This is a genomic window from Lentisphaera marina, assembly GCF_028745505.1.
In the GTDB taxonomy this organism is placed as follows: domain Bacteria; phylum Verrucomicrobiota; class Lentisphaeria; order Lentisphaerales; family Lentisphaeraceae; genus Lentisphaera; species Lentisphaera marina.
In genome coordinates this window covers 2,648,797-2,672,853 of the sequence record NZ_JAQZZL010000001.1, presented here as the reverse complement: position 1 = coordinate 2,672,853, position 24,057 = coordinate 2,648,797, and the positions used below count along the sequence as shown (strand labels likewise).

Here is a 24,057-nt window from a genome sequence, read left to right as displayed (position 1 = left end):
AGTGCTCCTAAAAGAATGTGCTGTACTAAATTATTTAGCTAAAGTTTTGATGTAAGCAGCTATGTTATTCATGTCTTCTTCAGAAAGCATTTTAGCCATAGGAGCCATCATCGATCCTTGCATGTCTTTTGAAGGATCAGCACCGCGAACACCATGTTTGAAGTTCTTGAGCTGTGTTACTACATAATAGTCGGGGAGGTTAGTTAAGCCAGGAGATTTCATTGCTGGAACACCTTCAGCATTTGGTCCGTGACAAGTTGCGCAAAGTGCATACTTCGCTTTACCTGCAGCGGCATCACCAGTGAGTGTGTGAACAGCTTTACCAGTGAGTGTGCCAATGTGAGCTGCAATATTTTTCATATCTTCTTCAGAAAGCATTTTAGCCATAGGAGCCATTTGTGCGCCTGCCATATCTTTAGCGGGGTCAGCACCGCGAACACCATGTTTGAAGTTTTGTAGCTGACGAATGATGTAGTCTGCACTTTGACCAGCAAGAGCAGGTGATTTTAAAGCAGCCATGCCTTCGCCGTTTTGTCCGTGACAAGTAGCACATAGAGCGTACTTAGCTTTACCTAATTCGGCATTGGCACCAGCTACGGGTGAAGCAGCTTGGGCTTTCATGTCTTCTTGTTGAGCAATAGCAGCTTGAGCTTTTTCTGAACGTGATTTAAGCTCTTTGGCTTGCTGCTCTTGGATCTCTGTAATAGTAGCTTGGTTTTTTGCGTAACTTTCTTTAGCTGTTTTTGCGAGGCCTTTGAAGCCTACAAATAACATTACAACTAGAACTGCGGTGAAAGCGAGAACTAAAGGGCCACCAGTGTTTTTTGGTTTGCTAGACATGATTTTTATCCTTTGATTGTGTATGTACTATTTAAATTCTGTTAATGAAATTAAAACGGAACTTGCGCTTGTCAATATTTTTTTAAACGAAAAAGCAAGCTTAAATAAACATGATTTATTAGCTATGTAGAAAAACTTCATAAAAGTAGTGACTTATTTTTAGGCTTTAAGGTCTAATCATACGGTCAAGTATTGCTTTTCACTCTAAAAGTTTTATCCTAAGAACCGACGTCAAACAGGGAATTTAATGAAGTTAGTTTATGAAGTTTGGTTAGAGTCTGGTATTCGTACTGATTGCCTAGGCTTAGAAAACCAGAAATTGAAAAAGAATGATGCAGTCGTTTTGGACTTTGGTGTATATAAAGAATATGCACGAGTTGTCCATTGTCGAGGAGAGTTGCCAATCGAGGCAGACGCAGAGAGTATGCCTCAAGTTTTACGCCGGGCTACCTTACAAGATCAAAATAAAGCCAATGAAAATCATCGTTTTAATCGTACCTCTTCTCAGAAAGCAGAAAAAATCATTGAGCGATCAAGTTTAGATATCTCAATGGTCGATGCTCATATTTCTTTTGATCGAAAAAGAGCGGTGATTCGCTTTTTGTCGCCAAAGCGGGTTGATTTTAGACAACTGGTTAGAGAGTTAGCTTCTAGTTTAGGAATGAAAATTGAGATGCGCCAAGTTGGAGTTCGCGATGTTGCTAAAATGAGAGGTGGCATTGGTACATGTGGTCGGGTTCTATGTTGCACTTCATGGATACACGAATTTCAAAGTGTTAATGTGCGGATGGCTAAGGAGCAGCACTTGTCCTTAAATAATAATATTATATCTGGTCAGTGTGGTCGTTTAAAATGTTGTTTAGCGTTTGAGTACGAAGGTTATCAATTATTTTCCGAAGATATGCCTTTACATGGAAGTAAAATCATGGTTAGAGGTCAAGAAGCACGCGTGTTAGATACGACCTTATTGAATCGCTCTGTTCTTGTACGTGTCAAACAAGATGGTCGAGTGATGAATGTTTCACGAGAGCAGTTGGATGATTTAGTTGACACGAAAGAGGGCGCTTGCGGGGATGATTGCTCCACCGATTCATCTTGTTCGACAAGTGATTGCGATAGCTGTGGGGAGTAATGGTGCTTAATCGTTTTCAGGATTTAAAATTGGCAGAAAGAGTATTAGTCCTATGTATATCGCTGCTATTGTTTTTTTGCCCTCTATATTTTGGCTTAAACTTCGGGCAGAATGCAGTAGAACTTAGCCCATTAGATTTGTTTTCATGGATTTATACTTCAGCATGGCCTTTACAAATATTGACAATTGCGTCGCTACTTTGTTTGATTTTTACAGTGGTCGTTTATCCTCAGCGTTCTAAAAATGAACTGAGGCAGAGTTATTTTTTAGTTCCATGGTTTGCTCTCATATTAGCTTTGTTTCCTGGGGGAATTAGAACGACTGAAAAGGCCTTCTTAAATCAATATATTAGTCATGTGGTTATGGTTTTTGCTTTAGCCCTATCTGTATGGATTATTGTTAATCAGAAACCCAAAATGCGCCTCATGTTTTTAGGGGCTATTTTTTGCGGTAGTTGCAAATCAATTTTCAATGGGCTTTATCAGTATTTTTATGGCTTCCAACAAAACGTTCAAAGTATAGAGCAATCTTCATCTGTTAATTTGGGCGACTTTAAAGGTCGGGCGCAAGAAACTTTACTCTATGCCGATTTTGTTTTATCAAATAGTTATGCCGCTCATTTAGTCTTGGTTTTCGGGGTTTTTCTCTATATGACGAGGCATATCCTTAATTCCTTTATAGCAGATAATAAACGTGTTTTATTATGGACAGTAATATTCATGATGCCATTAATATCATGTTTAATCTTGACGCGTAGTCGTGGTGCTTTTGTGGCCTTCTTTATTGCAACCCTGATAACACTGTCACTCAATTTAACAAATAAAAAGAAATATTCGATTTGGCTGTCGGTGTTCCTACTTTCTCTTGTCAGTCTCCCAACATTATCTAAAATAGGTTCTGTAATAGTTAGAGGTGAATATGCGAGAGTAAGTTTATCTATGTTATCAGACAAACCTTTAGGAGCAGGTATTGGGGAGTTTCGCAATGATTACTTGTTAGGGAAAATCCCCGGAGCAGAAGGAGCTGTATTGCCTCATAGTATGTCTATGACTCTTCTCGGACAATGTGGAATTCCAGGGCTTTTAGCCTTCTTATTATTTATGGCAAGTTTTATCTATATTATTCGTATACTGGATAAAGGTAAATGGACCCTAAACCACTTTATTCTCTGGGGCTTGCTAGCTTGGTTTATTCACGCCCAGTTAGACTTCAATTTTTTTATTCCAGGAACATTAGCGACTTTTGCAGTAATGTTGGCTTTGATTGAACGTCCAAAAAGTGATGAGCAAATACTCGGAAAGAAAACCAGCACGGGAATCAATATTGTGATTCTATGTCTTTCTGTGAGTGTATTTCTGTTTGTCAAAGACATGTATTCTTTACATCGCTTTTCACTGACACATGATAAGTTTTTTGGTGGCGCTTTGATTGATTACCGTTTTGCTAAAGTCGCTAACAATGACCTGAGTAAATGTGATTATTGCCTCGAAGAATTACAGCAGGATAACTTAGCTTATTGCGTTTCTTGTGGAGTTTTAGGTGATCCAAGTTTCTTGTCAGCTGAAATGATTGTCAAAGAATGTGAAGTGCTCGATGAGTTGATGGAGAGGCCAGATATATGGAAGATGGCCAGTAAGAAATTAATGATCATGTACTTTAGACAAAAGTACCTTCTTGAGCAAGGCGTAGCGGTAGATAAGGTCGCGATGGAGCAATACCTCCTTGAGTCTGAAAGGTCTATGGAGAAAGCCATTAAAAGCGAACCCCGTTATGGGCTCAATTATCTAAGTTTAGCGGAGTTACAGTTTCAAAGGAAGAAATCTCCACAATTGGTGATGTCAAGCTTGGCGGATGGTTTGGCACTTAGTCCTGATAGTCGTAGAGGGCATAACATGGTCCTTCGCTATGGCGATTATTACCGTAGGTTGGGTTTTGATTTTAAAAGGCAGGAATTATTAAGCCATATACAATTAAGTGAAATATCTATGGCGGGAATTCGGTTTAATTTACGTCAAGGTAGAAAGCTTAGTGAAGAGCAAGAGAAACAATTATTTGAACTCTCAGCTAAAATGAAACAATTGAATTTATTTCTGTTAAGAGAATTTAAAGATGATGAAGAACTGTTAGGTCAGTATGAAAAAGTAACGAAGTTGCTCGAGCAGCTTAAGGAGAGAGTGTGAAGTATTTATTATATTTAGTTTTGATGACTACACTTGTTGTAGCCCAGGACTTAAAATTAACCAATGCTTTTATTAAGCAAAACGGGACCATGAAAGTCGGCTCACAAAGTGCCGTTGTGATGAGCGCTAGTTTTGAGAACCGGTCGAATAAACGGGCCGACGTTGATTTAGTGTTTTTTAATTCGTCCTACCCCTTAAATACTTGGTCTTATAAATTCTCATTAGCGCCAAAATCTCATTCGATAAGGGACTTTCCTTTTAAACTTGATGCCAATTGCCGTGAGATGCAGTTACAGTTAAAACAAGGTGGACGCCAAATCAACCAAGTGAAGGTTAAGGTCTTTAGTCAGAATGTTGAAACAATACTAATCTTAGATGATCTACTCGATACAAATTATTTAAAATCCTCCTTTTTTAAATCTTCACAAAGAGTTGTTAATACAGTTGCGACTGTACCTACCAATTGGGTGGCATTAAAGAATGTAGATTTATTTATCATCAATAACCCTCCAAAAGCTCAGCTTAGTAAATCAGCCTTACAGGTGATTTCTCAGTATGTTCATAATGGCGGTAGTATTTTGTTTACACACCCAGAGAGCATTAATCATATTTATGATTTGGGCTATGGGGATTTGTTGCCAGCGCAGTTCTTATCTTTGACGAAAAAGAATAAGAGTCGATTAATGCTAAAAAAAGCTTACGCAAATTTGATTGAGCCTCAGGGCTTCGACTTTATGCAAGTAAAACTTTTTGAAGATAGCTACGTAATGCTAAAGGATCAAAATGATCCCTTAGTTGCATCGAGAGCGGTGGGCTTAGGGTTGAGCTTTTTCTACGCTATTCCTTTAGCGCAAGAATCACTAGCTTCTCATAGTAAAGATATGGCTGAGTTTATGAAGTTTTTTACAAACTATAGTCGACGTCTTGTTTTACCATCAGATAAAGGTGATTCGAGTCTAGAGCGCTATACCTCGAGTATGAGTGGGATGGTGGCGCCGAAAAGTAGTGGTCTATTTATGATACTTTTAATTTATGGTGCATGTGTTTTTGCTATTTTTGTGTTAGCGAGGATCTTGAAAAAAGTCCAGTATTCTTGGGCCCTAGTAGCGACAGTCTCAATTGCTTTTAGCTTATATCTGATTTCTTCAAAAGATAAAATGATTAATGTGCCTTCTTCATCGAAAAACTTACAATTAGAATATGCTCATTTAGTAAGAGATGGTTTACAAGAAGGAGTATTTAGTCTGTATGAAATTGAGGCTGGAAATTTGGATTTTAACGCTAAGATGGGGGAGTCGCGCTTGTTAAGTTTAAGTACTTATGAAAAAGCCAAAGCTCCTGGTTCTCGAATGATGAGTGTGACCTCAACAAATAAGAATCAAAAAACAGAAGTTGATATTCAGGGGCTTAGTGTGAATTTCTTGAATATTGGTGCCGACAAGGAAAAAATAAGCTTATCAGGGACAGAGGTTGAGGCAGAAACTTGGAGAAGTTTTGCCGAGTGGACGCTACCTACTCTCGATAATATTGAAAAGCCTTTAACCATTACTCTTGATGAATCAGGTGTAAACTCCAAGAACCATGATATAGAGGCCGTGTTATTAGGTAATAATGGCTCGATCCTATTGGGAGACAACGACTTTAATGAGGCAATCGTAGAGCCTTTACTTAAAGGCTTAGGACGCACCCAAGTCGTCCTCTATAAAAACAAGCTAAATGATGATGGCAAGGGGCGTATTACAGCGCGTCCAGTAGTCTTGAAAGCCAAATCAAAGAAAGTGTTGGTCCCGAGTGAATTTGTAGGGATCGCTTTTACCGACTTCCAGAACTTATGGGACATTAATCGAAATATGATTACAAAAACAGCAACGGGAGGGATTTACCGTTGCGGTTTTAGACTTCAGGTACCAGTAGAGCTTTCAGGTTTAAAAGTTAAGGACTTAATGCTTAAATTTAAGATTGATTCATCCTTTCCTGCAAAAATTTCTTTAATAGAAGGTAAAAAACGAAAAGCTTTCAATGGAGATGAACTTAACTACTCTTTGCAAAAAGCTAGAGATATAAATGAATTATACTTTGATATGGAAATAGCATTTGAGTCGAAATCAGGACTCCAAACAATAAAAGAATTTACATTAAAAGAATTTAATATTAGCCTAAAGGGAGAACTACCATGATTGAATTAAACTCACTAAGCAAGTCTTTTGGTTCTGGCCGAGGCGTTAACAATCTTACTTTTACAGTTCCAGAAGGCTCGATTATGGGCTTCGTTGGTCATAATGGTGCTGGGAAAACGACAACCTTCAAAATATTGACAGGTTTAATGGACCCTGATAGTGGTAGTGCAACGATTGATGGGATTCCCGTTAAACCACGCAATTTAAAGAAATTAAAGCAGAGTGTTGGTTACATGCCCGATATCTTTGGTGTGTATGACCGCATGACGGTTTGGCAATATTTAGATTTTTTCGGAGCTGCTTATCGCATCCCGCGTAAATTGAGAAAAGAAAGAATTCTCAATGCCTTAGAACTCACAAGATCAGAAGATATGGTCGATTATCAAGTAGCATCACTTTCGAGAGGGATGCGCCAGCGAGTTGGTTTGGCAAAAACAATTCTACCTGATCCTAAAGTTTTAATTCTTGATGAACCCGCCGGTGGTCTTGACCCGCAAGCACGCATAGAGATGCGCGAGGTCGTTTGTGAATTGAAGAATTTGGGCAAAACTATCATTTTGTCTTCTCATATACTGCCAGATTTGGGGAATATGTGTGATTTGGTGGGCATTATAAATAAAGGCAATATGGAAGCCTTTGGTAAGTTGGAAGAAATCACGGAGTCATTAACTGATAAGAAAACTTATGTTATTGAAGTCCATGGTGAAGATTTAGGTCGAGCAAAAGAAACTTTAGTAAATATGGGCTCGATCAACGAGGTGCAGATTCGTGAGCAACAAATTTCTTTTTCTTGCAAGAAAGAAGAGGATTTAGGTGCCAGGGTTTTAGCTTACCTCATTGAAAATAATATTCGTGTTAACTCATTTAAACTTCAAGAGTTAGAGTTAGAAGAAATGTTTATGCAGCTAGCAGCTAAGTAGGTCGCGGATGTATACAATATTTATACACGAACTAAAGCAATATCTGCGGGATGTACGTCTTCAGAGTTTTGTTTTCTTTGCCTTCTTGGTGATGGCGGGTTTTCTCTGCTTATTATGGCCAGAAAGCGATGTCTTTTCAGTGATTAGAGCTTCGGGAAGACATATTTTTTCTATCATTCTACTACTTAACTTAGCGATTATCTTGGCTTTTGTTCCGGCTCTGTGTGCCTGTTCGGTCTCTGACGAAAAAGAAAAGAACCGATTTGTGATGTTAATCACCACCATGTTAAAGCCTGGCGATATAATGTTTGGTAAGCTATTTGCGGTCATAACAATGCAAGTGTTAATGGTTTTGTTTTTTCTTCCCATTAGTTCTTTGTGCCTTTTGTCAGGTGGCGTAAATGCAGAGGTTTTGTTACAAGGGCAAATCATTATTTTGATTTCAGCGGTTTGTTACGGTGGAGTTTGTTTAGCTGTTTCTGCGAGTGCTAGTAGTAGTAACTCTGCCCTTATAAGAGCCTATTTATTAGTGGCTTTAATGAGTGGTGCTGTGTTTCTCCCCGATCTACTTTTGAGCCAACAAAATTTAAAGCCAACGCTCGAGCTGATACGTTCATTTAGTCCTTTTGATGCTCTCTATCAACTCGTTTACAGCGAACATAGAACACTCTTAGGTGGTGGTATGGGAGATAATACCTTAAAGTTCTTAGGCTTTAATGTGATTGTATTTCTTATTTCATGTTTTGTCTTTAGAGTCAAATTACTATCTCGTAATCAGAGCAAGGCGAGACAGAGCAGAGTTAAAGAAGGCAAGAGCTTGTTCTACAAACTGATGTTTATTTTTGATACGTCCGCTACCAAGCGTTTAACCCCTTTGTTAATTAATCCAGTTTTCATGGCGGAATTACGCAGTAAAACACTGGGTAATCCTCGTTTCCTTTTATGGACTTTTTCGACCTGTAATGCCATAAGCATTGTGTTATTAATTGTCCTCTCAAGTGGTTACGCTACTCATTTGGGACAGAATTCTGTAGAATATGGCGCGGTAATTTATCAACTGGGTTTGACTGTATTAATTGCGCCGGGCGTTTGTGCGAGCTCAATATCAGAAGATGTGAATTCAGGAAACTTATTATTTATTCGTATGAGTCGTATTGGTGCTTTTCGCTACGTGATGGGAAAACTTTACGCTGGCTTCATCTATATCTTCTTCATCATGGCTTGCAGTATTCCCGTCATTTTCAGTTTGAACTTCCTCCAAGACGGTAGGGGAGGCAACTTGTTGCCGATGATTTGGTTACTTGCCAGTACATCACTTTGTTTCATTTGTGCCGGTTTATTTTTCTCTTCGATCTCAAAAACGAGTGCCGGAGCAACTGCAGCATCGTATATTTTTGCCTTCACATTAACAGTAGGCAGCTTATCAGTTTTATTATTTGCCGATAAATTGGGTGAGGAACTCATGCGTAAAATTTTGATGTTAAATCCCGTCGCAGGTGGTTTACGCAACACAGATCGCATGTTTACCGATTTTCTAGAAGGCTCATTTTGGCAAATTAATGTATTATTTTTAATTATAGTTTCCGCTGTGTTGTCGATTTTAGGTGCAATTAAAGTTGGACAGTTAATGAGTAGGAGGAAAGCCTAATGATTGCAATGTTGTTAGCCGGAATTCAGGTACAGGTGCCTGATTACCAAGAAATCGTAATTGAACGACCAATTCTTTCACAGGATTACCCAAGTCATTACACACATTATGAGTTGAATCAATCTCTTTTGAAAATGGCGATTAAACAATGGCCTCATTATAATATAAATGAGAAAAAAACTTTGTTGTCAGAGATGGGTAAAGTCACTCAGAGCCAAGAGTTATCGGCGGCTTTATTAGAACTTTTTGCGATGGAAAAAAATCAACTGGTGAAGCATCAAATACTATCGTGCTTGGTGTATATGAAACAGAGTGTAGTTAATTTAGATCGCCTCAAAAACATAGCTAAAGACAAGGAATATACCTTGGATGCTTTTGCGGTTCTCGCAAGAAATCTTAAGCCGAATGAATTGAGTGATTATCTAAGTCGTTCGGAAGAATACTTATTACTTGCCTGCTTGGCAAAGAATGTTTCCGATTCAAAAACCTTGATGTCAGCTCTTGGTAAAGTTCAAGAAGATTATCAAAAATTACTGATCCTTCGTCAATTAGCACGCTTAGCTAATGACAGTGCCTATGCAAAATGTGAAAGTGATTATCACAGAAGTGAATTTATTGCCTCCACGACATCGAAGAGCTTTTTAGTTAAACAAGCAAGATCTAAGAAATTTGCATCTCAAGCCTTTGTGCGTATGAAAGAGTTAGGTTGGAATAAAAGTTTTGATGATGTCGCCAAAGAAGTTTTGCCCAATGCAAGCGAAGAAGTAAAAATCTCGGCGACTTCATTTTTGGTAGAAAATAAAAATAATATGGCTTATTTATTGCCCAAGTTATATACACTCCCAGAAACCGCTGGAGTTATTGCAAGTGGACTCTTTAACGAACATCCCATCCCTGCTGATTTACAAAAGAACTTTTGTATACTTAAGAATAATGCGGATGCAGTTAATATGGTTAAATTGGGTGTTATGGAAGATCAGGCTTTGTCCTATGGTCACCAGAGTACCATTAAATTAATTAATGAAAGTTCTAATCCAGGCATTGTTGCTGCAGGAATGCGTTACCTTGGTGTCATGAAATATTTGGTAGATAATCAGTTTGTGAGTAAACAACTCAAAAGTCGTGATGTCATTAATCGTCAAGGAGCCGTTTTTTATCTTGCGGCCTCCGCAAAACAATCAGGTATACAAAAGTTGGTGAAGTACTCACAAGATAGTGATATGAATATACGTCAAGCACTGTTTGATGGTATGGCCCACAACCCTAAAGTCGACTTTGCGAAACTTATTACTCCAGGTTTAAAGAATAGAAAAGATGGCAAGAAAAACCCTCAGCCAACTTCAACGGTGCGAGCTTATATGATTTGGGCAATGACCAAAAGTGAACATGTGAATAACCAAAACTTATTTGAGCTAAAGAAATTGATTACCACGAAATTGGTTAAAGTCCCAATGAGTGAAAACGTTTTTGATCCAGCATATGTGCGTCAAAATGCGTATTTATGTTTAGCTCGCTGGGCAAAAGCTGGCTCGAGTGAAGGTCAACGTATGTTTAAAGAGGTTCAGGAATTCGTTGAATGGCAAAAAGAGGAAGGTCTCGAGTATAGCGATAGCTTTGATCAGGTTTTAGATATGGCAGAACGCATCTTGAAAGGTCAAAAACAAAGTCAAAATTATTTTTATACGAAGTCTTTAGCCATAAGGCTCATAGATAGGCCGATTCGCTAACTTGTCAGTCCAACTACGAAGAACTTATTTTTCCGCTCTCAAGCTCGTCTTGAACTGTTGGAAAATGTAAAATTCAGCCTATTGTTGCCTATATTCAAAATTTAAGGAGTTAAAATGTATTTTCGTTTAAAAGATGAAGAAAAGAAAAGTGAGCAAGAGCCAGTAGGCATGATGAAAGAGATGCTCGATACTCGTACAATTATCATTGCAGAAGAAATCTCTCCTGAGTTGTCGAGACGAGTTTTAAGTCAGTTGATCTTATTAAATAAGCGTTCTGAAAAAGAGCCTATCTATGTTTATATCAATTCTGGCGGAGGCTGTGCAGATTCAGGCTTTACGATTTATGATATGTTAAAGTTCTTTAAAGCACCAGTTTACACTGTTTGTAGTGGTATGTGTGCTAGTGCGGCTATTTTAATTTTCTTAGCGGCTAAAAAAGGTAAAAACTTCTCTCTACCTAATTCTCGCTTTATGCTTCACCAACCGAGTACAGGTGTTAGAGGTACAGCTTCAGATATCGAAATTACTGCCGATGAGATCAATAAAACTCGCGTACGCTACAATCAAATTGTAGCAGATGTATGTAAGAAATCTTTAGAAGAAGTCAGCAAAGATGCCGATCGTGATTTTTGGATGAGTCCAGCCGAAGCAAAATCATATGGTATGGTTTCGAAAGTTATTACTTCATTCGCAATGCTGAAATAATTCTTTCAAAAAGCTATTAATTAAAAGCCTTCCCAATGGAAGGCTTTTTTTGTGACTTGAATAAATACATTCCGAAGTTCAATTCATAGGGTAGGGAGAACAAATTACATGTCAAATATTTATTCATTTTTACCTTTTATCGCATTCTTAAGTAACGCAGTTTTACTGGGTGTGGGCTTGCACCGAGGTATGTCTAAGAGAGTCCATCGCGACTATGTTTATTTCATGACTTGCGTAACGATGTGGACCTTTTGTGACTTTATTAACTGGAACTGGTCCCAAATGCCTCATCAGTTTACTATGACGATTTATCGCTTACAGGTACCCTCTTATGTCTTTTTAGCCTACTTTTTTATGCGCTTTATCTACTCTATGGTGGGTAAGACAGAAGATTGGTTTTATAAGAATTTCTATGTTATTCCCTTAACGGTGTCGCTGGTGGGAGTGTTTACGCCCTTTATGGTCTATTCCTATACACCTGTATGGTGGGGCTTACGTCATGAGCCGGGTTTATTATTTATACCTGCTGCCATAGTATGTATTTTTGCTCCGGCGCAGTACGCACTCTGTATTTTGCTTAATTTTAAAACGGCAAAAGATAAAAATGAACGATCGCAACGCAAGTTGATGATAGCAGGGTGCTGTTTTGTTCTGTATGTAGGGATGTATACCGATTTAATAGCGCCTCACTTTATGGGAGAGGGATCAACTATCCAAGCGGCAGGCTCGACCATTGCAATTATGGCTTATTGTATGCATCGAGCCATATCAAAATATTATATGTTACCCTTCTCTTTAGGTGATTTAGTTTATGAGTTGTTTCAATCTTCAGAGCAGGGGGTTTTGATTGTTAATTCTAAAGAAGAAGTGACGGATTTAAATCCAGTTGCCTTGCGTATGTTTTCTTTAGATCGTCCAGGGGAATATCAAAGCGATGCCCGGCGTCCTTTAAAAGAATTAATCCCAGAGGTTGTAGAGAGTTCATTTAGTAAGAGGGTGGAGATCATCCGCGAAAGAAATGGAGAGGATATTGTTTTAAAACTACATATTAATAAACACTCTCGAGTCGCAGAGGATGAATCCGGATGGGTGATCGTCGCTACAGATGTAACTAAAGAGCGTTTGTCTCGAGATCGCTTAGAAGATGAACTAAATACTCTGCGACAAAAAGAAAAAGAGCTAGATGAACAGCTCATAAACATTTCAGAAATAAATGAAGAGAGAAAGCTCAATAAAAATTCGGAAATGAAGTTTGAGACCCTTGGGAAAATCTTAGAGCAAATTCATTATAAGCTTAATAAACTCGCAGGAAGTGATTCTTTAGAAAAACAACAACTTTTAAACTTATTAAATGATTTAGAGCTTTTTCAGAATAAGGAATTAGAACAGGAGCCACTACAAAAAGTTGAGGTAGATCAGGTTTTTGAAAGAATATTTAATGAACTCAAGAATGAAAATGTGAGTTATGATATTGATATAAATCTTCTTGGTAAAGGTTTTTCAGTGCAAAGTTCACAAAAAACTTGGGAGCAGCTGTTTTCTTTACTGATAGCGCAATGGAAAGAGCAATCAGTCAAGAAAAAAATCTTTGTTCAACTAACAGCCGAAGATTTACGAGATCAAAAAAGATTTAAAATTTACTGTCGTTTCCCCAATGTGGATATCAATAAAGAAATGTTACAAAATAATGAAAATGAAGAGTTTAAATCCTTTGAAGAATTACTTCTAACATATGTGATTATATCTCTCGATGGGAGCCTGAATAGCAGGCAGAAGAACCCTTATGAAAAGGAAATCTCTTTTGAATTAAAGCAACCGTCACTTCCTTAGTTTTTGACTTGAAATCATCGAAAAAATCAACTTTCAAAAAAAAGCTAAAAATCACTGCAAAAAGTTCATTTTTCGGGCTTGTAAAAGTTTCCGCTTAAGTTATGGTTGTGCCCGTTACTAATCCGCGATAGCTCAGTTGGTAGAGCAGGAGACTGTTAATCTCTTTGTCATAGGTTCGAGTCCTATTCGCGGAGCCAAGTAACCCCAGATGTTCCGCGATAGCTCAGTTGGTAGAGCAGGAGACTGTTAATCTCTTTGTCATAGGTTCGAGTCCTATTCGCGGAGCCATCTGTTCCCTCCTTTCCCCCTTTAAAACTAGAGATAATGAACTGCTCATTTATACTTTAGATTTCCTTTTACATAAAACATACACGAATTGCCAAGATCCCTTTTATATCACTAGTTTATAATGTGCAAATTCATGCGCTCTTGAAGGTTTAGATTAGCTAAGATGAGCTAGAACAGTAGCTCTAAGGTTTCCTGCGAATTAGAGAATGATGAAGCAGTAGATAGAGAGGCATAGGGCTATGATGAGGTTGAGGTAGAAGCCTTCTTTTGCCATGTCGGCAATTGTTATTTTTCCGGAACCATACACAACGGCATTTGGTACTGTGGCTACGGGTAACATGAAGGCGCAACTCGCGCTAAAAACGGCGGGGAGCATAAAGGCTAGGGGATCAGTTCCTGAAGCGAGAGCACCACTAGCAAGGACTGGCATGAGCAGTACGGTACTGGCCGTATTACTTGTAAGTTCGGTTAAAAAGGTGACGGCTAAGCATATGCATAAAACTGATATGAAGAGGGGGACTTGAGCGAGCGAGGTGACTTGTTCGCCTAAGGCAAGACTTAGCCCTGTTTGCTTGAAGGCATTGGCAATACAAACGCCACCACTAAAGAGGATGAGCATGCCCCAAGGAATGTTTCTGGCGTGTTCCCAGTCTAAGAGCTTCTCTCCAGTCTTTTCTCCATTGGGGATCATGAACAAGGCTATAACGGCCACAAGTGCCACACTTGAATCGTAGGCTCCGGGTAAATTAAACCAAGTGGACCAGCCCCCAAAAGGTTCTTGACGCGTCATCCATGCTAATGCAGTGAGTGAGAAAACAATGAGGGTTCTGAGTTGTGCCGTGGTCCATTTCTCTTTTGTAGAAAATTTGAAGTCTAAACTTCCTTTGAGTTTGCGAGTCAAATATAAGCACATGATGGGGATAGCAATTATAACGGCGGGAAGAGCCATTTTCATCCAAGAGAAAAAGGAAATCTCCTTAGAAGTAGTCGCTTGGTATTCATTGATAAAAATGATGTTTGGCGGTGTGCCAATGGGTGTACCCATTCCCCCTACACTCGCAGCATAAGCTAAACCGAGTAGGAGGGGGATATCCATACTGCGATCTTTTGTCTTTGTTAAAACGGCTAAGGCAATGGGTAAAAGCATCAGGGTAGTGGCAGTATTAGAAATCCACATACTTAGGCAAGCAGAGGCAATCATAAAGGCGAAAATGACGCGTCGTTTGCTATTGGTGCCGACGAGCTCAATGATGGCACTCGCGATCTTTTTGTGAGCGCCACTCTTTTCCATAGCACGCGAAAGGATAAAACCACCGAGTAATAAAAGTATCAGTTTATGTCCGTAAGCAAGGGCAACGTCTTTGTGAGTCATGACCCCGAGAGTGGGAAAGCATGCTAGTGGGATGAGTGAGGTGACGGGGATAGGGATGGGTTCAAAAACCCACCAAGTAGCACAAAGGCAGGCAATGGCACCAGCCCAGCAGGCATCATTTGCCCAAGTATAATGATTTAGCAGTGCCCAAGTGAGGCAGGCTAAGAGAGGACCTAAGAAGAGTGAGTATTGTTTGATTAAGCTAAAAGTTTTATGCATCAGTAAGTTAAGATTTAATTTTACTGAGAATTATAACATACTAAACTTACTTGAGAAGGGCGATGTCGGAGTTTTTAATCCAGCAGGTGGAGCCATTGAGGAGTTCGATGTGCAACCATTCGCCACGATCTTCGAGGAGGGCGAATTCGGTGCCGGCATGTAGGGGATTGGTGAAGGCATTATTGTAGATATAACCATTACCTTGCCTAGGATTAGTTTCTTTGGCAATAATGACGCCATCAATATTTTGATCGAGTGAAAACACACTGATGAGAATGGAAATGGCAAAAGCGAGGGTGACTAAGCCGACGTAAAGACGTGACTTTTTAATCCAAGTACTTTTATCCTTGAGTGCATAGGCACACAAGGCGAAGAAGATGATATTGAATGCAAAGAAAATTCCCAAGCGTGTTTTGGGGTTCCAAGTATGCCAAAAGCAGATGAAGTTCAGTATTTCTTGGAAAGTATTTTGGGGGACGACATCATTAGTTTGCAGTTGAGCGAATTTAAGGTTGTGAAAGATGTCGGCATTAGTGGGATCCAGACGTAGGGCACGATGATAATTTAAGATGGCGAGACCTGCTTCACCATGCATAAAGTAAACGTTGGCTAAGTTGTTGTAGAGTTGGCTATTTTTATAGCCTTTTTCTTCGATGAGAAAACGGTAGCTATTAATAGATTTGATGTAGAGCTCTTCAGAGTTTTCTGGGTTTTGTAAAGCGGCTACTTTAGCTTGTTCAAAGTCATTATTAGCTTGTGTAAGGATATCCTTTTCATTTAACTCCACGGCAAAGAGCGAAGTGCATAAAAAGATAAAGCAGAGTAGGAATTTAGGCATTGGGGAGCCTCCTTTCGATAAGTCGAATAATCCTTTGACTTCGTTGGATTAATTGATCGAGTTCAATATTTGAGTCGTGATCTTTTGCAAAGCGCTGAATTTTCAGGCTATCGAGTATGGTACTTAACTCTTGGAAGTCTTCGGGGCTTATATGTGAACTCAAAAGTTCTTTTAGATCAGAGGAAATGATAGCACCAGAGGTGAGCTGTAGACGTTGAGCGAAGTAATCCTGGAGTTGTCGGTTTAACTCATCGTTAGATTTGGCTTTAGCTTTAGATTTAAAATTGCGGTAAGAGCGAATAGCATGGGCTCGGGCAGGATTGGTGATTAATAAGCGTGAATAAGCAGTGGCTTGATAAAAAATGAGAAATAAAGCTGGGGGAATGAGGAAGGCCCAAATCCAACTGGATACTAAGGGGTCGTTTTTCAGTATACTATTCGATAGATTATTATGACGGATGCCATCGGGGTTTTCTTCCAAGTGATTCTTGAGTTTGTTTGGGCCCTGAATAATGGCATCAAAAGCAGTGAGTTCACTAGCGGCACTTACATTGATGGCAATGGCTTCACTTTGGGCTACTTCGTAAGTTTGAGTACTTGGGTCAAAGTAGGGAATGCGAATGGTGGGGATAGTTTTGACATCGGTATCGATGGGACGCAAGGTGCGCTCAAACTTTTTACCGTCTTGGCGAAGTTCACCAATGCGCTTATTAGGCAGTAATTTGAAATTTTGAGTGAAGGGAAGTTGCTGATCCAATTGGGGGAGTTCCAAAATCTCGGGGAAGGCATGATTAGCTAGATCAATTTCCAATTTTATGGGTGAACCAGATTCTAGGACAACTTTATCTGCTTTGACAGTTAAATCGACTTTGCCAACAAGACCATAGAAATCTGATGGGCGTCCGGCAGAAGGTAATTCTTTAACTTTGAGAGATAATTCGGATGAAAGGCACATGAGCTTTTTGACGTCGCTATTGTTGACCTCATTATCGAAAAAATTATTATTGAAAAAGCTAGGGTAGGTGGGACGCCAACGTTTTTGCTGTTGAGTCGTTTTGAGTTTATTGGGGAAAACGGAAAGTAAACGAGCTTCGCCGAGTTCAAATGAGCCAGCACTCAATGGTATAATGACGCGTTGGAAACGCAAGAATTCGTATTCCTTTTCGCCAATTTTAGTTGAACCGCGCAAGGCAATGATGCGATTTTGTGAAACGGGTAGGCCGATGGCATTTTTATCGTTTGGATTGGGCTCATTTTTACTATTTAAAACGCGGAAAGAAGCGTTTTGTAAAACGGGAATCTCGATATCTACCGCCTTAAAAGCATAGAGGGGAAGAGCTGTGTACCAGGTAACAGTAGCCAAGATCGGTTCACCCACAAAGACATCGGTATTGGAGAGTTGAACATCGAGTTTGATTTCGGAACTCATCTCAGGACGTTTGACATTGATGACTAATTCTTGTGTTTCATAGCTTTTGTCGGCGATCATAACAGTTTGACTTGGAATCGTGAGTTCACCAGATTTGATGGGAAGCAGCGCCAAGCGTATATGGTAAGCTTTTTCATTTTGAACCTGAATGGGTTTTTGGCTGATGATCGTATGTTGAAAACTCGTGAGCTCATTGACCTCGAAGGGAGACACCGTATCACTTCCCATGAGCATAATATCGAGAAAAAATTGTTCGCCTAAAAAATACGTATTTGTGGAGCTCGTGGCGTGCACTTTGATGGGATCGCTTTCAACTGCTGTTTCCTCCGCCTGAATGAGACTCGAGAAAAGCAGTAAAACGATGATAAATAAATTTTTCATTACCAGTCCTTTTCAACCTTGCTACGCTTGGCCGGTTTTTTATTGGCCTCGCGAATTTTTTGAAGTTCTTGTTCCATTTTGATGATATCTTGAGGGTTCTTTGCAGGTGGAGGGAGCTCTTGGCGACCTAAGTCGATTTTGGAGCTATCAGGCATCGCTTCATCATCGCCTTCTTCACCTTCTTCGTCAGATTCTTCGTATTCGTCACTTTCTTCACCCTCTTGCGATTCGCCATCAGAATCCTGTTCTTGCTGTTGTTGATCTTGATTCATCAATTCGAGTGCCTTTGTGAGGTCATCGATAATTTTTTGACTTTTTTCAGGGCTTTCAGCTAAGTTTTCGCTTAGTTCCTGAATTAATTCTATGCCTTTAGCCTGTGCTGCTTGACTGAGTTCTTGTGATTCACCAAAGGGGAAATCGGGGTCTTCGGGACTATTGAAGAATTCTTTTTGCATTTGGATAAACTTCTCATCAATGCTTTTAATATTCTCTTGAATGGGGACCTGTTTATTTTTGAGCTCGGAAATTTCTTTTTCCTGACTTAATAATTCTTCGATACTCGATTTCACTTGAGTCTCATCAGCAATGGCTTCAGTCAACAATTTTTTTATGGCTTGGATTTGCTCTTCTAAAGCAGCTTGACGTGCCTCAGCTTCTTCTTGTTCCTGAGTTCTTTGCGCCAGGTAAGTTTTGCTCAATTCTAAGTTATAGATCGCTTTTTTGATTTGAGGCTGACTAAGGACAATTTTGCGATAGAGTCGAATGGCATCCTGAATATAATTTTTTGCCGTGTAGTAATCCTCTTCACTTTGCGCTTCTTTGATATGGGCATTGGCTAAATTATAGCTCAGTAAGCAAACCGCATAGGGCTTGTCGACAAGAGCAATTGCTTGGCGGTAGTAATGAAAGGATTGCGTGTAGGCTTCTTCTTTTACATACTCTTCGGCGAGTGCACGGTTGAGTTCAAGGGACTCGGGAAAGGCTTCGAGTTTTTCGAGTAAAGCGAGAATCTCTGGAGTTTCCACGAGCTCTTCTTCTTGCTCTTGGGCCATGATGAGTTCTTTCATGTCTTCATCCATGCCCTTTAAATCGTCGGCAGAAAATTGCTGAGCTCGCAAAGGACTGAGACTCATCAAAAGCATGATGACAATAAATGAACTCGTTTTTGCCATTTTGAAATTGGGGGTGTAGAGCAGCAGTAAAAAGGAGATGAGTGCTAAGTAAAGGAATATTTTGAAGCGTTCTATGGGGACTTGGATGGCATTTTTGGAGAGTTCTTGCGTGAGTTGCTGCTCACTTATTTGACGGTAAATACGAGCTAAATTCATCTGTTTGGTCCCAAGGGGAAGGTAAACGGCGTTTTTACATTGCTCACTGAGGTAAAGCATGGTGTTACTCTCGAGTTTAGTTAAAACTTCGCGCCCCTGGTGCATCATATAGCCTGACCCTTCTGCTTCTGGAATGGGGGCGCCATTTTTTTCGTCTCCCATACCGATTAGCATCAGTCGAGCTTGCTTTTCATTGACGGTCTCAATTGCCTTGTCCAAAAGTTCACCTTGATCACCACCATCGGAAATGAGGATAATATCTTTATGTTGCTGGGTGTCGCCACTAAAGAGTTTGTCGCAAGTCTTCATTAAGGCATCTTCGATTCTCGTGCCGCCATGAGCCACACTATCGTAACTGACGCTATCGAGCATTTTTAGGAAAAAGTCATAATCTAAAGTTAGTGGACATTTAATACTTGCGGAGCCCGCAAAAACTACGAGTCCGACGCGGTGTTCTTCTAGGGAGGAAACACATTCTGCAATCAGATTTTTGGCTTTCTCTAAACGGTTGGGATAAACGTCTTCGGCGCGCATACTATTTGAGATATCGAGAATGAAAACTACTGAGTGCCCATCTTTTTTGAGGAGCTTGTCTTCGCTGCCCCAAGAGGGACGCATGAGCGCAATAATTAGGCAGGCCACGGTGAAACAAAGTAAAAAGGCTTTGCTTTGCGCTTTGTTATTGCTGAGCTTGAGCTGGGAGAAGGCGAGTAAATCCTTTTGATTATTTTTACGCTGATGAATCATCAGATAAATCAAGAGCGCTAAAATGGGAAATAAGACAGCCATTTTTGGTGCGAGGAATTGTAGAGCTAAAATTGAATTCATGGCGACACCCGCAAGATCGTGGATTTAAGAAGGCTATGAATAAAGAGAAAGAAAATGCAGAGTAAAGAAAAAATGCTAAAAGCGGGGGATTTGTCGGTGTAGCTAATGGCTTTGAGTTTTGATTTTTCGAGCTTATTAATCTCTTTATAAACACTTTTCAGGCTATCGTAATCGTGAGCTAAACGAAAGACTCCACCAGTAGATTCGGCCATTTTTTTGAGGACTTGGTCACCTGAGCTAGGAGTGGGTGGAACAAAGAAAGTCCCTTGATCCGTTTTTTTACGTTCGGGAGTAGGTTTGTTTTGTATACTGATGGTATAAATCTTGATGCCCCATTCTTTTGCGAGACTCGCAGCTTGTAGAGGGAGATGGTTACCGCAGTTATTTTCTCCATCGGTCAATAAAATGATGATCTTACTTTTTATATCTTGGTCACCTTGGAGGAGGTCGAGTTGGGCGGCCGCTAGAGCTGTGGCATCACCATAGGCGGTGCCATCTTCATTGGGGCGAGTATTAATAGTGACGTCTTGAACAATGCTGACTAGAGCCTCGTGTGCCAAGGAGAGAGGGGCAATAGTATCTGCGTAACGCGCAAAAGTAATGAGGCCGATGAGGTCATCGGGACGTCCCTTGAGTTCATCGCCATCGCCACCGATAAATTTTTCGACAACAATCTTTGCCACATCCATACGAGTTAGGCGTTCATCGCCATATTTCATGTTGATATCCATACTACTAGAAACATCGACGAGGACTTGAATGGCAATGCCCTGCCTATCTTGACGTTTTTTAGTCACTTCAGTCATGGGATCGGCAAGAGTAAAAATTAAACTAATGAGTGCCAAATGTAGGGTGAGAGGCAATAAAAATAGTAGGTGGATTCGCCAAGACTTCTTGGCGTGGCTCATGTTTTCCGTGGAAGAAAAAGTGATGGCATGCCGGCGTCTACTACGCCATTGGTAGATGGCGAGAATTGGGATGAGAACTAGAAGAAAAAAGGCATAGGGAGTTTCAAAAGTCATGGACAGATCTCCTCAAATAGCTTTTTGAGATCCGCGAGGATTTTACTGGGCTCGGTAGATTGAGGAGAAAAACGTTGCGTTTGATAATCCACAACAAAATCTTTGAGTTTGCTTTGCGCTTCGTCTTGCTGCGATAATTGCGCTAGCATGCTATTAAAATCATCAGCTTTGACGAGGAAATTATAGCGCATGATTTTCTCTAGGATCTCCTCGATAGCCATAAAAGTGGCTTCGCATTTATCGAGGTCATCAGCTTTGATTTTTAGAATAATTTTATCCGCTTGTTTTTTCTTTTTTGGTAGAAAAGGGAGGGCCAAGACAATGAGGCACAATAACAACCATTTGGAAGGTCGTTCTTTGAGTGAACCTTGGTGATCGGTTTGAAATTCTTCGGGTGGGTTAATGCTAAGAATTTCGATTTCCTGCTCAGGTGACTTGAGTTGGCTGATAATGCCAGAATTATTCTTCAATATTAGGCTGACCTGTGGTGTCGTATATTTTCCGGGTGCAGGAGGTTCTAACAGCAATTTGAAGTGGCTGCGTAATTTACTTGGGGAAGCTGGGGGGCTAGCGATTTCTTCGAGTTCAAAAAGCTCAAAATTATCACTATCGAGAAGCTGAACTTCCACAAAACTTCCTAGCGGGTGAATCGCCGTAAATTCGAAGCTTAGTAAGTCGGTGCTCTTAATTTGATCAGTACTCGGAGTCCAAAGGACTTCGAGCTCACCAGCACGCAAGCTTTGGCTCGGGGTTTTAGCTTTCTGACATGAGCTGAATAATAATGTCACTAGAAGCACTAGAGGGAATACTCTATTTAGCATCGGCAGACCTATCGCTTCGGGCACGGAAAAAGCCAATGATTTTATGCATAAAGTCCTCGTCGAGGTGAATGCTTAGATAATCTGCGTTGATGTCATGGCACAGAGTTTTCATTGCTTTGGCTTGCTTTTTGTGCTCTTCTAGGTAAGTGGAGCGGAATTGTTCAGCAGCACAATCAATCGTTTGCAAGGCACCATTTTCGGCATCGACAAAATGGAATATACCATGTTGAGGCATGGTGATTTCACGCTGATCTTTAACATCGACACAAATGAGGTCATGGAAACGAGCTGTATCTCCGAGTGTACGTTCAAAATTCTTGTCCATGAAATCCGAGATGACAAAAGCTACACAACGTTTGGGGCGGATGCGATTAAAGTAATCTAAGGCTTGATCAATATTGGTTTTCTTTGATTTTGGTTTCAATTCAAGAATTTTAGAAATCAGCATCATGATATGCTTTTTCCCTTTGCGGGGATTAATCACAAATTCAATTTGATCACTAAATAGAATGAGGCCGACGTTGTCATTATTATGTGCAGCGGCAAAAGCTAACAAGGCAAATATTTTAGCAATTAGATCAATTTTGCGATCTTCGCTAGATCCAAAATAGGCGGAGCCAGAAACATCGATGAGAAAGAAAAGCGAGAGTTCACGTTCTTCCATAAATTGTTTGACATGGGGCTTGCCCGTACGAGCAGTAACTGACCAGTTTATGGAGCGAATATCATCCCCATGTTCATACTGGCGCACACCTTCGAATTCAATTCCGGAGCCCTTGAAGGCACTACGGTATTCACCAGCAAGGATTTCGCTGACGGGTTGTCGACAATGAATTTGAATGTGTCGAACTCGGCGTTCTAGTTCTTCTTGGGTCACAGCTTAGCCGTTATAGGTGATAGCAGAAAGTAATTCGTTAATGATATCATCAGTAGTTTTTTCGTCAGCTTCCGCTTTATAGGAAATACTAATGCGGTGACGCATCACATCCTTGGCCATGACTTTTACATCGTCGGGTAAGACGAAGTCACGGGCTTGCATCATTGCATAGACTTTCGATGCCTTGAGTAAAGAAATACTCGCACGAGGCGAAACACCGTGGGAAATGTAACGATTCAAGTGATCGAGACCATATTTAGCAGGGAAGCGAGTCGCGTCGACTAAGCGAATGATGTAGCGTTCAATTTCTTCTGAACTGAAGACTTGGTCCACAACTTCACGCATTTTAATGATTTCTTCGGGATTGAGCACGTTATTTACAGTTTCGAGCTCTTTGTTAGAAGCCATGCGCTTCATGACTTCATGTTCTTCATCAAAATCAGGGTAAGTTACGCAGAGTTTGAATAAAAAGCGGTCAAGTTGGGCTTCGGGCAAGGGATAAGTCCCTTCTTGTTCAACTGGGTTCTGAGTCGCCATAACTAAGAAGGGCTGGTCAAGCTTGTAGGTTTCTCCGCCAATAGTGACTTGTTTTTCCTGCATCGCTTCTAGAAGTGCACTCTGTACTTTAGCGGGTGAGCGGTTGATCTCGTCAGCTAAAACCATGTTGGCAAACACGGGGCCTTTGTGAGCAGAGAACTCATGCGTCTTTTGGTTATAAACTTGCGTGCCAATCACATCGCCAGGTAATAAATCTGGAGTGAATTGAATGCGGCTAAAATCGACATTTAGGGCTTGTGCCAGCGTAGAAATGGTTAATGTTTTTGCGAGGCCCGGTACACCTTCGATGAGAACGTGACCATTCGAGAGCATGGCAATGAGTAAGCGTTCGATCAATTCACTTTGGCCGACAACGACTTTAGCGACTTCGCTTTTGATGTGATTGAGTTTTTCGAGTTCTTCTTCAAAAGAATTTTTGGTCTGGGTGCTCATAATGTATATCTCTAAAAAAGTTTTATTAAGATTCTATTAAGTACTACGTAGTGAATCAGTATAAATTACAGTGCTTTGTAAAAAACAAGACATTTTCACCAAGTAGGGATCTTACTTAATTCTAATAATCGCTAGTATCATAAAGTTCTAACAATTATATACAACAGCTATTTGCTTATATGGACATATTGAAGGATGATTTTTAATCTTACGTTAAAAAAGTGAGCTCAATAGAACCTTAATCTACGCAGGAATCAGCCCTTTCAGTACGAGCTGTATAAATTGGCGTAAATTCAGGTGACTTTACTGAAGAAATCGGACTTTATTGGAGAAAAAACAAAAAAGACTATAAAAATACTTTTTTGAGTTTGATATATATCATTTTTTGTTTATTATCTAGGCACACAAGCGAGTGTAGCTCAATGGTAGAGCATCACCTTGCCAAGGTGAATGTTGTGAGTTCGAGTCTCATCACTCGCTCTTAAAATAGCCCCGAAAGATTTCT

17 protein-coding genes and 3 tRNA genes are annotated in these 24,057 nt (G+C 40.1%); 11 read left to right on the top strand and 9 right to left on the bottom strand.

What is annotated here, in order from left to right:
* Window positions 1–30: 30 nt before the first annotated feature.
* Window positions 31–840 (bottom strand): c-type cytochrome, encoded by an 810-nt coding sequence (locus PQO01_RS10720; RefSeq protein ID WP_274314003.1) that lies wholly within the window; start codon window positions 838–840, stop codon window positions 31–33.
* A gap of 247 nt (window positions 841–1,087) precedes the next feature.
* Here PQO01_RS10720 and PQO01_RS10715 point away from each other — a divergent pair, with 247 nt between their 5' ends.
* The 10 genes from PQO01_RS10715 to PQO01_RS10670 all read left to right on the top strand — a co-directional run bounded on the left by PQO01_RS10715 (window position 1,088) and on the right by PQO01_RS10670 (window position 13,447).
* On the top strand, window positions 1,088–1,972 hold the full coding sequence (locus tag PQO01_RS10715; RefSeq protein ID WP_274314002.1) for a PSP1 domain-containing protein: 885 nt from the start codon (window positions 1,088–1,090) through the stop codon (window positions 1,970–1,972).
* Window positions 1,973–2,001: 29 nt separating this feature from the next.
* Window positions 2,002–4,152, top strand: coding sequence for an O-antigen ligase family protein (locus tag PQO01_RS10710; RefSeq protein WP_274314001.1), 2,151 nt, complete (start codon window positions 2,002–2,004; stop codon window positions 4,150–4,152).
* Window positions 4,149–6,329 (top strand): DUF7408 domain-containing protein, encoded by a 2,181-nt coding sequence (locus tag PQO01_RS10705; RefSeq protein ID WP_274314000.1) that lies wholly within the window; start codon window positions 4,149–4,151, stop codon window positions 6,327–6,329. Before PQO01_RS10710 ends, PQO01_RS10705 begins: the two co-directional genes overlap by 4 nt.
* Window positions 6,326–7,249 (top strand): ABC transporter ATP-binding protein, encoded by a 924-nt coding sequence (locus PQO01_RS10700; protein WP_274313999.1) that lies wholly within the window; start codon window positions 6,326–6,328, stop codon window positions 7,247–7,249. Before PQO01_RS10705 ends, PQO01_RS10700 begins: the two co-directional genes overlap by 4 nt.
* 7 nt (window positions 7,250–7,256) lie before the next feature.
* Window positions 7,257–8,897, top strand: coding sequence for an ABC transporter permease (locus tag PQO01_RS10695; protein ID WP_274313998.1), 1,641 nt, complete (start codon window positions 7,257–7,259; stop codon window positions 8,895–8,897).
* Window positions 8,897–10,624 (top strand): hypothetical protein, encoded by a 1,728-nt coding sequence (locus PQO01_RS10690; RefSeq protein ID WP_274313997.1) that lies wholly within the window; start codon window positions 8,897–8,899, stop codon window positions 10,622–10,624. Before PQO01_RS10695 ends, PQO01_RS10690 begins: the two co-directional genes overlap by 1 nt.
* A gap of 114 nt (window positions 10,625–10,738) precedes the next feature.
* Window positions 10,739–11,329, top strand: coding sequence for an ATP-dependent Clp protease proteolytic subunit (locus PQO01_RS10685; RefSeq protein ID WP_274313996.1), 591 nt, complete (start codon window positions 10,739–10,741; stop codon window positions 11,327–11,329).
* Window positions 11,330–11,437: 108 nt separating this feature from the next.
* Window positions 11,438–13,159 carry a hypothetical protein gene (locus PQO01_RS10680; RefSeq protein ID WP_274313995.1) on the top strand — a complete coding sequence of 574 codons (1,722 nt, stop codon included), beginning with the start codon at window positions 11,438–11,440 and terminating at the stop codon, window positions 13,157–13,159.
* A gap of 121 nt (window positions 13,160–13,280) precedes the next feature.
* A tRNA-Asn gene (locus tag PQO01_RS10675) sits at window positions 13,281–13,356 on the top strand.
* A gap of 15 nt (window positions 13,357–13,371) precedes the next feature.
* Window positions 13,372–13,447: transfer RNA gene (locus PQO01_RS10670), tRNA-Asn, on the top strand.
* Window positions 13,448–13,646: 199 nt separating this feature from the next.
* Here PQO01_RS10670 and PQO01_RS10665 read toward each other — a convergent pair.
* Genes PQO01_RS10665 through PQO01_RS10630 form a run of 8 tightly spaced genes read right to left on the bottom strand, consistent with a single transcriptional unit; the run spans window position 13,647 to window position 23,552 of the window.
* Window positions 13,647–15,038, bottom strand: coding sequence for an SLC13 family permease (locus PQO01_RS10665; protein WP_274313994.1), 1,392 nt, complete (start codon window positions 15,036–15,038; stop codon window positions 13,647–13,649).
* Between the two features lie 46 nt (window positions 15,039–15,084).
* The gene (locus PQO01_RS10660) at window positions 15,085–15,876 is read right to left on the bottom strand and encodes a tetratricopeptide repeat protein (RefSeq protein WP_274313993.1); all 792 of its coding nucleotides are present in this window, start codon (window positions 15,874–15,876) and stop codon (window positions 15,085–15,087) included.
* The gene (locus PQO01_RS10655) at window positions 15,869–17,686 is read right to left on the bottom strand and encodes a BatD family protein (RefSeq protein ID WP_274313992.1); all 1,818 of its coding nucleotides are present in this window, start codon (window positions 17,684–17,686) and stop codon (window positions 15,869–15,871) included. Before PQO01_RS10655 ends, PQO01_RS10660 begins: the two co-directional genes overlap by 8 nt.
* Window positions 17,686–19,842, bottom strand: a complete 2,157-nt coding sequence (locus tag PQO01_RS10650; protein WP_274313991.1) for a VWA domain-containing protein — start codon at window positions 19,840–19,842, stop codon at window positions 17,686–17,688. Before PQO01_RS10650 ends, PQO01_RS10655 begins: the two co-directional genes overlap by 1 nt.
* Window positions 19,839–20,864, bottom strand: coding sequence for a vWA domain-containing protein (locus PQO01_RS10645; protein ID WP_274313990.1), 1,026 nt, complete (start codon window positions 20,862–20,864; stop codon window positions 19,839–19,841). Before PQO01_RS10645 ends, PQO01_RS10650 begins: the two co-directional genes overlap by 4 nt.
* The gene (locus PQO01_RS10640) at window positions 20,861–21,685 is read right to left on the bottom strand and encodes a hypothetical protein (RefSeq protein ID WP_274313989.1); all 825 of its coding nucleotides are present in this window, start codon (window positions 21,683–21,685) and stop codon (window positions 20,861–20,863) included. Before PQO01_RS10640 ends, PQO01_RS10645 begins: the two co-directional genes overlap by 4 nt.
* A complete protein-coding gene (locus PQO01_RS10635) occupies window positions 21,675–22,562 on the bottom strand; it encodes a DUF58 domain-containing protein (RefSeq protein WP_274313988.1) in 888 nt (295 codons plus the stop codon). The genes PQO01_RS10640 and PQO01_RS10635 overlap by 11 nt, the downstream gene beginning before the upstream one ends.
* 3 nt (window positions 22,563–22,565) lie before the next feature.
* Window positions 22,566–23,552 carry an AAA family ATPase gene (locus tag PQO01_RS10630; protein WP_274313987.1) on the bottom strand — a complete coding sequence of 329 codons (987 nt, stop codon included), beginning with the start codon at window positions 23,550–23,552 and terminating at the stop codon, window positions 22,566–22,568.
* A gap of 408 nt (window positions 23,553–23,960) precedes the next feature.
* Between PQO01_RS10630 and PQO01_RS10625 the strand changes: the two genes are divergently transcribed.
* A tRNA-Gly gene (locus PQO01_RS10625) sits at window positions 23,961–24,032 on the top strand.
* Window positions 24,033–24,057 lie beyond the last annotated feature (25 nt).